The sequence below is a fragment of the Delftia sp. JD2 genome (assembly GCF_001682645.1).
Taxonomy (GTDB): domain Bacteria; phylum Pseudomonadota; class Gammaproteobacteria; order Burkholderiales; family Burkholderiaceae_C; genus Comamonas; species Comamonas acidovorans.
In genome coordinates this window covers 1-11,615 of the sequence record NZ_LFJT01000013.1, presented here as the reverse complement: position 1 = coordinate 11,615, position 11,615 = coordinate 1, and the positions used below count along the sequence as shown (strand labels likewise).

At 65.7% G+C, this 11,615-nt stretch carries 11 protein-coding genes; 1 reads left to right on the top strand and 10 read right to left on the bottom strand.

What is annotated here, in order from left to right; translation table 11 throughout:
* Positions 1-33: 33 nt before the first annotated feature.
* Genes ACM14_RS09360 through ACM14_RS09345 form a run of 4 tightly spaced genes read right to left on the bottom strand, consistent with a single transcriptional unit; the run spans position 34 to position 6,132 of the window.
* Positions 34-4,632, bottom strand: coding sequence for an IPTL-CTERM sorting domain-containing protein (locus ACM14_RS09360; RefSeq protein WP_065346004.1), 4,599 nt, complete (start codon positions 4,630-4,632; stop codon positions 34-36).
* An 8-nt stretch (positions 4,633-4,640) separates the two neighbouring features.
* Positions 4,641-5,162 (bottom strand): phage tail protein, encoded by a 522-nt coding sequence (locus ACM14_RS09355; RefSeq protein ID WP_013801404.1) that lies wholly within the window; start codon positions 5,160-5,162, stop codon positions 4,641-4,643.
* 5 nt (positions 5,163-5,167) lie between these two features.
* Positions 5,168-5,659, bottom strand: coding sequence for a phage tail protein (locus ACM14_RS09350; protein ID WP_013801405.1), 492 nt, complete (start codon positions 5,657-5,659; stop codon positions 5,168-5,170).
* Positions 5,659-6,132 carry a phage tail protein gene (locus ACM14_RS09345; RefSeq protein ID WP_065346003.1) on the bottom strand — a complete coding sequence of 158 codons (474 nt, stop codon included), beginning with the start codon at positions 6,130-6,132 and terminating at the stop codon, positions 5,659-5,661. Before ACM14_RS09345 ends, ACM14_RS09350 begins: the two co-directional genes overlap by 1 nt.
* A gap of 142 nt (positions 6,133-6,274) precedes the next feature.
* Between ACM14_RS09345 and ACM14_RS09340 the strand changes: the two genes are divergently transcribed.
* Positions 6,275-6,646, top strand: coding sequence for a hypothetical protein (locus tag ACM14_RS09340; RefSeq protein WP_043795897.1), 372 nt, complete (start codon positions 6,275-6,277; stop codon positions 6,644-6,646).
* Here the strand turns inward: ACM14_RS09340 and ACM14_RS09335 are convergent.
* The 6 genes from ACM14_RS09335 to ACM14_RS09310 all read right to left on the bottom strand — a co-directional run.
* The gene (locus ACM14_RS09335) at positions 6,633-7,157 is read right to left on the bottom strand and encodes a GNAT family N-acetyltransferase (protein WP_065346002.1); all 525 of its coding nucleotides are present in this window, start codon (positions 7,155-7,157) and stop codon (positions 6,633-6,635) included. The two genes, ACM14_RS09340 and ACM14_RS09335, sit on opposite strands and share 14 nt — an antisense overlap.
* Positions 7,147-7,506: a hypothetical protein gene (locus ACM14_RS09330; RefSeq protein WP_065346001.1), complete on the bottom strand. Its 360-nt coding sequence runs from the start codon at positions 7,504-7,506 to the stop codon at positions 7,147-7,149. The genes ACM14_RS09335 and ACM14_RS09330 overlap by 11 nt, the downstream gene beginning before the upstream one ends.
* A 122-nt stretch (positions 7,507-7,628) precedes the next feature.
* Complete coding sequence (locus tag ACM14_RS09325) at positions 7,629-8,558, bottom strand: dihydrodipicolinate synthase family protein (protein WP_065346000.1); 930 nt, start codon at positions 8,556-8,558, stop codon at positions 7,629-7,631.
* 11 nt (positions 8,559-8,569) lie between these two features.
* Positions 8,570-9,742, bottom strand: a complete 1,173-nt coding sequence (locus ACM14_RS09320) for an L-rhamnonate dehydratase (protein WP_065345999.1) — start codon at positions 9,740-9,742, stop codon at positions 8,570-8,572.
* 28 nt (positions 9,743-9,770) lie between these two features.
* A complete protein-coding gene (locus ACM14_RS09315; RefSeq protein ID WP_065345998.1) occupies positions 9,771-10,799 on the bottom strand; it encodes a 4-hydroxythreonine-4-phosphate dehydrogenase PdxA in 1,029 nt (342 codons plus the stop codon).
* Between the two features lie 7 nt (positions 10,800-10,806).
* Positions 10,807-11,615, bottom strand: an 809-nt coding sequence (locus tag ACM14_RS09310; RefSeq protein WP_065345997.1) for a tripartite tricarboxylate transporter substrate binding protein, incomplete at its 5' end; no start/stop codon positions are given.

Below are 11,615 nucleotides of genomic sequence, written 5' to 3'. Positions count from 1 at the left end.
GCGCGTGAGCAGCCCCCGGCTACAGCGTACGACTCAGCGCGGCTTGCGCATTCGCGTGCGGCGTCCGGCCAGGACTGCGACGCCCAGCATCAGCGCTGCCAGCGTCCACTGGCCCCATTGCGAAAGCGTGGGAATGGCCGCGGGGCTGCCGCCGGCAGCGGCGGCCACCACGGCCACGCCGCCCGGGTCACTGATGAAGGCGTTCACATCCAGGTCGTCATCGCCGTTCCTGCCGTCTTCAATCGTCAGCGTCACGCTGTTGTCGCTGGCGTTGAACTGCGCGCCGGTGAAGTGATACCAGTGCGGCGTTGCGTTGTCGGACGTGGGGCCGTACTTCCAGTACTGTGCATTGCGGGGCAGATTGTTCGGGAACGTGAGCTTGATGCTCACCGTGGATCCCGGCGCACCGTTGTGGACAGCGAAATCGAACAGGCCCAGCGGGAACTGAAGATTGGCAGGCGGTGCGTCGGCAGGTGACCTGATGTGCCCCTGCAGCGGGATGAAGCCCGCAGTCTGCGCCGGGCCTGTTCCCATGGGTGTGAAGACCCATGGGCTTCCCGCAGCAATCTCTGCTGAGACCGTCGTTCCGCCCACGGCACCGGTGATGGTGCTCAGAGAGTGGGGGGGCAGGGTGATCGTGAAGGTCTGGTTCACGGGCGTTGCCGCGGCGTACTCGGCATCGCCGGCCTGGCTGGCCTGCAGCGTGCAATCTCCCGTGCGCATCAGCCGCAGCGAGGTGCCGGTGACCACACAGGTCTGAGGAGTGAGGCTGCTGAAGCTGATGGGCAGGTTGGAGTTGGTTCCGGCGGCGTTTGCCAGCGACAGGGCCTGGGGGCTCAGATAACGCAGGGACGAGAAATCGAAGGTGATGTTCTGGATTGCCTTGCCGACTGCAATCTGTACCGAGCCGGTGGCCTGTGCATGGTTGGCATCGGCCGCCTTGGTTGCCGTCACCGTGCAGCTGCCTACGGCCGTGCCGGTGACGGTGTTGCCGAACAGCGTGCAGTTGCCAGCGCCTGCCGTCAGCGCCAGCGTGAGCACACCGCTGCCGCTGCCGCCGGTGACGGTGACCGTGCTGGAGTCGCCTTTGGGAATGCTGGCGGGTGATGCCACCACGGACAGGGCCACCTGGCTTGCCTGTGACACCGTCACCGAAGTGCTGGCCGTGGCCTCTTCATGGTCGGCATCCGCTGCCTTGGTGGCCGTGACCGTACAGGTTCCGACACCCAGGCCGGTGAGCGTGGAGCCCGCGATGCTGCAGGGGCCCGCGACGCTCAAGCCGATGGCGCCGGTGCCCGAGCCGCCCGTGGTGCTCAGTTGCGAAATGCCGCCAAAGCTGATGGCTGCAGGACTGGCCTGCACCGACAGTGCTGTCTGTCCAGCCTTGGCCACGATGACGGTGGTGCTGGCGCTGATGGCCTGGTGGTTGATGTCGCCAGCCTTGGTGGCCGTGATGGTGCAACTGCCGGCGCCAATGGCACTCAACTGGTTGCCGGTCACCGCGCAGAACTGGGCACCACCCGTCACGGCGTAGGTGACGGCGCCGCTGCCCGAACCCCCAGTGGTCGCCAGGGTTGCCGTGGCGCCGAAGGTCAGGGTCGAAGGCGTGGACTGCACGCTCAGGGTGACCTGGGCTGCAGGGGTCACGGTCACCACGGTGGTGGCCAGCGTGTCCTGGTAGTTGGCATCGCCCAGCTTGGTGGCGGTCACTGTGCAGGTGCCCGTGCCTTCCGCAGTGAGCGTGTTGCCGTTGACGGAGCAAAAGGCGGCTCCATCCGTGATGGAAAAGCCCACGGCGCCGGACCCTGCGCCGCCACTGGTTGACAGCGCGGCCGTGCTGAAGGCCGCCAGCGTGCTGGGCGTTGCCGTCGCCGTCAGAGCGGGCTGCTGGGCCTTGATCACCGAGATGTCCACGGTGGTCGTGGCGGCCAGGTAGCTGGCGTCTCCCGCCTTGGTCGCCGTCACGGTGCAATCGCCCACGGCCGTGGCTGTGACCGTGTTGCCTGTCAGGGTGCAATAGGCCGCGCCTGCGGTTACGGCGTAGCTGATGGCGCCTGCGCCAGAGCCGCCGTTGGTGCTCAGCGTGGTGGTGCTGGCATAGGGCAGGGTCTGGAGTGCTGCACTTGCCGTCAGTGCAGCCTGCGGGCTCTTGTCATTGGTCAGCGAGAACGAGGTGCTGGCCGCCCCTGCCTGCGCCGTCACGGTATAGCTGCCGGCGAACAGGTTGGCCGTGGCACTCAGCGATGCGATGCCCTGGGCGTTGGTCGTGACCGAGGTTCTTGTGGCAAAGGTGGTGGATGGCCCCGATGCGGCAGGCGCATTGAAGTCCACCATGATGCCGGCAAGCGGCTGGTCGTCGATGTCGGTGACCTTGACCGACAACGGCGTGGCAAAAGGCTGCTGGATGCGGGTGGACTGTTGAGAGCCAGTGAGCACCGCCATGGCCGCAGGTGGGCCGAAAGGATCGATGCGAAATACCAGGCCATTCGAAAGGCTCTCGTTTGCGCTGAGGGCGCTGTTCGCAGGGTTGGTCAGGCCGTTGGTGCCCGATGTGGTGGTGGCGCCGCCCACGGAAAGAAGGGTCCTGCCCTGCACATTGGTTGCGGCCAGGCTGCGCATGGCCTCGTTTTCCGAGGTGCCCAGGAACCCGGCATAGTCCCAGCTGTTCGGATTGTTGGTTGCGACGCTGACCAGGAAGCCGTCCTGCTTGCCACCTGGCGTGGTGGACAGGCCGCTTTGAGCCTTGACGGGAAAGCCTGCGCCATTGTTGGTGCTGCCCGTGGCGAACCAGTTCCTGCCGTCGCTGGCCAGCCCTTCCACGCTGTCGTAGCCATTGCCACCCAGGTAGGTGGCGTCCAGCACCTGGTCTCCTGATGCATTCAGGCGCAGCACAAAGCCGTCCATGCCGGTGCTGCGCGCGATCTGCGGCCCGAGGCCCTGGCGCCGTCCGCTGTTGTCGGCGGGAAAGTTGTCGGACCCGGTCTCCCCGCCCACGAGCAGTGAGCCGTCATACATCAGGTTCAGGGCCAGTGCACGGTCTGCACCGGCGCCCGAGCCTGTCAGCAGCGTGAAGTAGTCGAAGGCGCTGCCGTCGGCCCGGATCTTGGCGACGAAGCCGTCTGATCCATCGATGGCGCGCGAATTGATTTGTGTCCTGAGGCCCGTGGCGCCCGGCATCCCCGAGACAGAGTCGGTAGCGCCAGCCACATAGGCCGCGCCGGTGCCGTCCACGGCAATGGCATATGCGATGTCGGCGCCGCCGTCGCCGCCGATGTATCCGGCGTACTCCAGCCCGCTGCCTGAAGCGTCGATGCGGGCCACGAAGGCATCCCGCATTTCTGACTGCGCAGGGCCGGAGCCGTGGTTGAGCTGCGGTCCGCTTACGGCAGGAAAGCCTTTGCCTTCCGTGAATCCGGTCACATAGACCCGGCCAAGGGTGTCCAGAGCCAGGGCATTGGCCTGATCGTCACCCGTTCCACCAATCAGGCCCGAATACAGAATGCCGGCACCGTCTGGTGCCAGGCGCATGACGAAGGCATCCCTATCCGTCGTGCTCTTGCTGCGCCGAAAGCGTTGGTTGGCATCTGTGCCAAGCAGGGGGAAGCCGGTGGATTCCGTGCTGCCCGCCAGGTGGATGCGGTTTTGTATGTCCACGGCCAGGCCGTTGCAGGCGTCGTCTTCCGATCCGCCCACATAAGTGACGCTCATGGGGACACCCTTGGGATCGAATCTGACGACGAAGGCATCCTCGCCACCTTTGCTGCTGCCCGCGTTGGGCAGGTCGGACGATTGCGTCACGCCACAGGCGTAGGTGTTGCCGTCGCTGTCTCGCGCCACGGCGTTGACCTGGTCGGCCGAGTTGCCTCCGACCAGGCCCGAGTAGCCGGTCCAGGCCGGATCGATGACCAGCGGCAGGCCTTTGTCATGGCTGCCCAGCTCAAAGCCCACGCGCCAGGTGGTGGCATCCACCTGCTCCAGCCGGTAGCGGGCGGGCACGTCCACGCGGCCATTGCCCCGGGGTTGGTAGACCAGCGGTGCATCGTCGGTGAAAAGGTCGTTGCCTATGCTCCACTGCAGCGCTCCCGTGGGCAGGATGCGTGCATCCGTCGCACCTTCCACGCGCAGCCAGACCTGTGCGGCATCGGCACCAGGAGCCAGTTCAAACTGGTATTTGAGGCCACCGGGCTCACCCTGGAAGACGGCATCAATGCCGGGCCAGACACTGCGGTAGCCCAAGGCGCCGAAGCTGCGCAGGCCCGTGCGCCATTGCGCGGCTTCGCCGACCAGCCAGTGGTAGAGCGTGGGCGAAGGGTGCAGGCCCTGCGGGGCCGACATCGATGCGTTCTCGAAGCTGTAGCGCAGGCGCGAATCCGGGCGCAGGCTCAGGCTCCGTGCCACGCCGGATGCGGCCGCCGACCGGCCTTGCACGCCGTTGGTCTGGCCGGGCAGGTCGATGCTCATGCCTTGCGCATCGAAACTGATGCGCTTGCCTGCGGCCATGGCGCGAAAGCCGGCACCGGGTATCTCTATGAAGCGGTTGTCCCTGCCGGAGAATTCGCGTTGGACCAGGGGATCGGCCTGGACCCCCGTGGTCAGGGCCAACAGGGTCAGGGCCGCAATGGAACTGCGCATAGGTGTACTCAGCTCCGTGCGGGGAAGATGCCCTGCAAGGCGATGATGAAGTTCATGACCAGGTAGGGCGGAAGATTGTTGTGTGGCTGGCTGCCGCCCGCAGGTTGAGGGGGAGCCATGGTGACCGCAGAGGTGTTGGAGGCTGGCGCGATGTAGGGGCGCGTCGGTGCGGTGCCCAGGACGGCGCCTGCCGGGCTTGCTACAGCGGGATCCGCAGGCGTGCCCGCTCGGGCCAGATGGCTGTGGACGGGAATTTCCGATGCCTGCAGCGTCACGGTTTCAACACCGCCGGATTCGCCCAGATCGCGCAGTGACAGTCCAGGTCCTTGGCCCGGGTGCATGGGCATGCGGCCCTGCAAGTCGGGAAGCGCGAAGTTGGACTTGCCATCTCCACCATATGCCGTTCCCAGCAGGGAAAACAGCGCCGTGTTCTGAGAAAGCGGTATGAGCTGACCATCGCAAAAGGCCCAGCCCTTGGGTGCGAAGTTGAACCCGCCAAGGCGGATTTCGGCGACGAAGGGATCGGACATGGTCTTCAGGTCTGAGAAGGAAAGAGGCCTTGCATGGCCATGCAAAAGCTCAGTGCCAGATAGGGCGGCATATTGAGGTGTGGCTGGCTGCCGCCCACATTGGCCAACAGGGCGGGCATGGTCGTATTGCCGCTTTGCGCATAGTGGCCGCGCGCCGCTGCAGGCAGGTTGCCGTTGCCCGATGTCGCCTGGCCCGTGGTGCCGGAAGCGGCCATGGCGTGGCTGTGCTGCGGTATCTCTGGCAGGGTCAGGGTATGGGCTTGCTCGCCTGCTCTCTCTCCCAGCGTATGGCCGGCTCCCATGTGCATGGGCATGCGGCCGCGCAGGTCGGGCAGTGCAAAGTTGGTCTGCCCGTTACCACCGTAGGTGGTGCCCAGCAGCGAGAACAGTGCCTGGTTCTGGTTGATGGGCAGCAATTGCCCATTGCAAAGGGCCCAGCCTTTGGGGGCGAAGTTGAAGGAGAAGACGCGAACCTCTCCGAGAAAAGGGGTAGACATCAGGTGGGTAAGGGATAGATGCCGAACAGCGAGATGATGAAGTTCACGCAAAGATAGGGCGGCATATTGGTATGCGGCTGTGACCCTCCTGCCGAACTCACCATCGATGTAGCCATGTACGTGGCGGGGGCGCCGTTCACAAAGGCCTTGTGATCCCTGTGCTTGGCAAACACTGCGTCGGCGGGCGAGGCCAGAAAGCCGGTGCCGGAGGAAGCGGGGACGCCGTGCGTGTGGGCTGGAATCTGATTGACGGTCAGCGTGACCTCTTCGACTCCAGCGGCCTGTGCCAGCGTGAATTCGTTGCCTGCGTGCAGGGGGATGCGGCCACGCATGTCTGGCAGGGCGAACGTGCTTTGGCCATCACCGCCGTATGTCGTGCCGATCAGAGTGAAAAGGGTTTCGTATTCCGAGATGGGCATTTGCTGCCCTTCGCAGAACATCCAGCCTGATGGCGCGAAGTTGCCGGCAAACATCCGGATTTCCCCAACATAGGGTTGAGCCATGGCAAAGTGGGGTGAAGTTAGAAAACGTTAATAATTGCAAAATAGTTTAGTATGCCAACCTGTTGCGCGGCAAAAATATTTTGCTGCCGTTGCTTTGGCAGGAAGGGCCACGATGAAGACAGGACGCCGTGCTTTCATGCAGGTTGCAGGGGCCTTGCCCGCTGCAGCGGCCGTTTCCGGGATTCCAGTGATCGCCTGTGCGGCTGGCATGGAGTTGCGCCGCAGCCACTTTCAGCCGCTGCTGGGCCATAGCTTCTCGGTAGCAGGAGAAGTTTCCGAGTTACGTTTGGTTTCGTTGGCAGCGCTGCCGCACACACTGCAGGGCGACCGCTCTTTCAGCGCACTGTTCGAGTTGTCCCGCCCTGGCGCGTTGCTGCAGGACACCTGGGAAATCTCTCATCCGGCTCTGGGAAGCCACGCCGTCTTCCTGAGCCCCAGCGACGCGCAAGGCGGTCTGCTGGAAGCCGTGTTCAACCGCGGCTGAGCGCCGCGGTCCTGCGCATGCGCAGGTAGATGCCTTCCTGGCCCTGCTCGACAAAGCCCAGGCGCGTATACAGGCGCCGGGCTGGATTGTTGGCTTCCACGAACAGCTGCATGTCGCGCCCTTCTTGATCTGCCCAGCCGGCCAGCCATTGCATGAGGGCCGTGCCCAGTCCCTGGCCTTGAACAGCGGCGTCGAGCGAGATGTCCATCACTCCCAACGGCCCGGGTGCGAGATTGAGGTAGAGCCGGCCTATAGGCAGACCTGCCCTCTCGATCACGAAAAACGCGCCGTGTGCGTAGTGCTTGCGGTAGTGCTGGTCCTGCAAAGCGAACTGCGAATCGCAGAAGGCATGCTTTTCAGCTTCGCTCCAGGGCACGGGCGCCAGTTCGGCAGCGCGTACCTGGCGGTACAGGGCGCGGAGAAAAGCGTAGTCGGCTTCTTCGGCCAGGCGCAGCCGCACATCCTCCAGATTCAGCGGCGGCAGCTCGGGCACAAACGGCTCAGACGGCATGGGAAAAGCAGGCCTCGTAATCGACATGGCCTGCCGACTGCGCAATGGGCGTGATGAAGATGGCGTAGTCACCGAGCTGTGCATGGCGCACGCGGTAAGTGCGCTGCGGCAGCTGCGGCTGGCGCGGACCGCGAAACACCAGGGAGAACTGCAGCATGCCGGGCGTGTCGGCCGATGTCTGCGTTGCGCCGAGCACTTGCATATCGATGCCGATGGTGCGCTCGCCCTCCGCCGTGAAGAAGCTCACGGTCTGCTGGGCCAGGGCCTGGGCGTCGCTCCAGGTCAGGGCTCTTGCATACAGCGCGTCGTCCAGCTCGAAGTCGGAAGGGGGCAAAGAGGTGGCGGACATGGGCGGCAGTCGATTCATTGGGGCTGGGCAGGCAGAGCGGCAGCATAGCCCATGCGCAGGCGGCTGCAGCCCTCTGGTGCCCCTCTAGTGCCCCTCTAATGCGCCCCCAACAACCCAATCCCTCAGCGCCCCCAGCGCAGCACCAGCGGATCGAGCCGCCGTGCAATGTCCAGCAACTGGCGGCGCACCTCGGGGTGCATGGGCGGCCAGGGCGCGCGCGGCGCGTCGCAGGCGATCACGCCGCCGGCCTTCATCAGCGCCTTGGCGGCCAGGAAGCCGGCCTGGCGGTTTTCGTGGTTGATCAGCGGCAGCCAGCGCTGGTAGAGGGCGAATGCGGTGTCGGGGTCGCCGTTTCTGTGGGCTTCGATGATGGGGCGTATGCCGTCGGCAAAGCCGCCGCCCGTCATGGAGCCCGTGGCGCCGGCCTGCAGGTCGGCCAGCAGGGTGATGGCTTCCTCTCCATCCCAGGGGCCTTCGATGGCGTCGCCACCCAGGGCGATGAGTTCGCGCAGCTTGCCGGCGGCGCCTGCGGTTTCCATCTTGAAGTAGCAGACCTGCTCGATCTCGCGGGCCATGCGCGCGAGGAAGGCGGGGGACAGCGGCGTGCCTGCGGCCGGCGCGTCCTGGACCATGATGGGAATGGCGATGGCATCGGACACGGCCTGGAAGAAGCCCTGGAGCTGGGGCTCGCCGAAGCGGAAGGTGGCGCCGTGGTAGGGCGGCATGACCATCACCATGGCCGCACCCATGTCCTGCGCGCGGCGGCTTCGCTCGGCGCACACTCGCGACGAGGTGTGCGTGGTGGTGACGATCACGGGCACGCGGCCCGCCACATGCTCCAGCGCCGTGCGCGTGAGGACCTCGCGCTCGTCATCGGCCAGCAGGAACTGCTCGGAGAAGTTGGCCAGGATGCACAGGCCGTCCACGCCCGAGTCGATCATGAAGTCCAGGCAACGCTTCTGGCTGGCCAGGTCCAGCGTGCCGTCCTCGTGAAAGGTGGTGGGTACCACGGGGAAGATGCCGCTGTAGCGCGGCCGAGAAATTCCGGGCATGGCGTGCTCCCTCATTCGACGATGCGGAACTGGTCCAGGTACTCGGTCTTGAGCGTGAGGCCCAGGCCCGGCACATCGTCCCTGAGCTGCAGGAAACCGTTCTCGGCCACGGGCTCGCCGTCGAAGATGTACCAGAACAGCTCGTTGCCCACCTCCACGTCGAAGATGGGGAAGTACTCGGCCATGGGCGAGGCCAGCGTGCTCATGGTCAGGTGGTAGTTGTGCATCTGGCCCGCATGCGGGATGACGGGCACGCTGAACGCCTCGCACAGCGCATTGATCTTGTGCGCGGCCGTGATGCCGCCCACGCGGTTGGTGTCGTACTGCACGACGCTGACGGCCTTTTTGTCGAGCAGTTGCTTGAAGCCGTAGAGGCTGAACTCGTGCTCGCCGCCCGAGATCGGAATGCTGGTGAGCCGGTTGAGTTCGGCGTAGCCGTCGATGTCGTCGGCGATCACGGGCTCCTCCAGCCAGCGCGGCTCGAACTTCTCCAGCTTGGGCAGCATGCGCCTGGCGTACTCCAGGTTCCAGCCCATGTAGCACTCCAGCATCAGGTCGCAGTCGTAGCCTATGACCTCGCGCACGGCCTCGACCGAGCGCAGGTTCTCGCGCACACCTTCCTGCAGATGGGCCGGGCCGTAGCCGAAGCGCATCTTGAAGGCCTTGAAGCCCTGGTCTAGGAATTTTTGCGCCTCTTCCTGCATGGCCTTGAGGTCGGTGCGGTAGAGCTTGCTGTAGTAGCAGGGAATCCTTTCCTTGGTGCGCCCGCCCAGCAGCTTGAACACAGGCTTGTTCACGCTCTTGCCCAGGATGTCCCAGATGGCCAGGTCCACGGCCGAGATGGCGGCCATGGTCACGCCCTTGCGGCCCCAGGCGTGCGTGGCGCGGTACATGCGCTGCCACAGGTACTCGTAGTCCCACGGGTCCTGGCCGATGACCAGGGGCGCCAGGTACTCGTCGATGATGGCCTTGGCGATGCGCGGTGCCAGCGCCACGTTGCCCAGGCCGACGATGCCGTCGTCGGTCTCGATCTCCACCACCGTCCAGGAATGGAAGCGGAAGGTGGACATGGTCTCCTGCGGCGCATAGAGCAGGTCCATGGCGTTGGAGCAGAAGTTGCCCTGGGGCGGCACGGTCTTGCCTTGCCATTCGTAGACGCGGGCGCGGACGGATTTGATTTTCATGATGGTGATGGCGAGGGAGTGAAGTCAGTCAGCACAGGCGCGCGGCGCCCATGCGGCAGGCGATCAGGAAGGCCTGCCAGGTGGCCTCCACGCTGGCCCGGCCCTGGCCCGCGATGTCATAGGCCGTGCCGTGGGCCGGCGTGGTGATGGGGATCGGCAGGCCGCCCTGCACGGTCACACCGCGCGAGAAGCCCAGCAGCTTGATGGCGATCTGGCCCTGGTCGTGGTACATGGTCACGATGGCCTGGTACTCGCCCGCCTGGGCCTTCAGGAAGATGGTGTCGGCCGGGAAGGGGCCGTGGAACGGATCGGGCGTGGGCCAGTCGCGGGCCTGCAGCGCGCGCACGGCCGGCGCGATGATGTCGATCTCCTCGCGCCCGCAGGTGCCGCCATCGCCGTTGTGCGGGTTGAAGCCCGCCACCGCCACCTTGGGGGCTGCCATGCCGCTGGCCAGCAGCGCGCGGTAGATCAGCTCGGCCGCCTGCGCGATGCGCTCCTGGCTCAGATAGCCGGCCACGTCCCTGAGCGGCACATGCGACGAAATGCGCGAGGTCCACAGATCGCCCAGCGTATTGAATTCGCAGAAATAGCCAGTCACACCCAGGTGCTCGGCAAAGTGGTGCAGCTCGTCCTCATGGCGCAGGCCGCCCAGCTTCATGGCCTGCTTGTTGAGCGGCGCAAAGCAGATGGCGTCGATCTGGCCGGCCTGGGCCGCGTCCATGCACCGGTCCAGCACCTGCAGCACCGAGCGCCCGCCTGCGGCTTCGGCACGGCCCTGGTGCACGGCATCGGGGGCCACCGTGTCCATGGCCAGGAAGGCGGGCAGGGCTGTGTCGGTGCGGCCCCGTGCATGGGCCATGCTGGCGATGGGCGCGGTGGACACCTGCAGGCCCGCGATGCGCTGGCCCTGCTGCCACAGCCAGGGGTCGCCGGCCAGCACGATGTTGGCCTTTTGCATGGCCTCGGGCCGCGCCAGCAGGCGTGCGATCAGTTCGGCGCCTATGCCGGCGGGATCGCCCAGGGTCAGGGCGACGACGGGAAGTTCGGATGCGGGCATGTGCGGCTCAGTCGATCTTGATGTGGTTCTTGCGGATGATTTCGCCAAAGCGCTGGTACTCGGCGTTGTGCAAGGCGATGAACTCCGCCTGGCCCATGGGCTGCAGTTCGGCGCCCACGGCCTCCAGGCGCGTGCGCGTCTCGGGCATGGCCAGCACCTTGTTGACCTCGTCGTGCACCCGGGCCTGCACGGCTCGGGGTGTGGCCGCTGGCATGTAGATGCCGTACCAGGCGCCTATCTCCACGCCGGGCAGGCCGGCCTCGGCCAGCGTGGGCACCTGGGGCAGCTGGGCGTTGCGCCGGTGCGATGTCACGCCCAGGGCGCGCAGCTTGCCGGCCTTGATCTGGCCGATCACCGAAGGCATGGTGTCGAAGCTCATCTGCACCTGGCCGCTGACCAGATCCACCAGGGCGGCGGCGCTGCCCTTGTAGGGCACGTGGGTCAGTTCAATGCCGGCCGCGTCCTTGAACATCTCGGCCGCGATGTGCTGGGTGCTGCCCGTGCCGCTGCTGGCGAAGTTGATCCTGCCAGGCTCCTTGCGGGCCAGGGCTACCAGTTCCTGCACCGAATTGGCGGGCAGGTTGTTGCCCACCACCAGCACATTGGGCACTGCGCCCACATAGGCCACCGGCACCAGGTCGCGGTTGCTGTCGTAGCCCAGCTTGAGCAGGTGCGGGGCAATGGCATGGGCCGTGACCACGCCCATCACCATGGTGTGCCCGTCCGTGGACTTGGCCGTCATGTCCACGGCCAGGGTGTTGGAGACGCCGGGGCGGTTTTCCACGATCACCGGCTGGCGCAGCAGCGGCGCCAGCC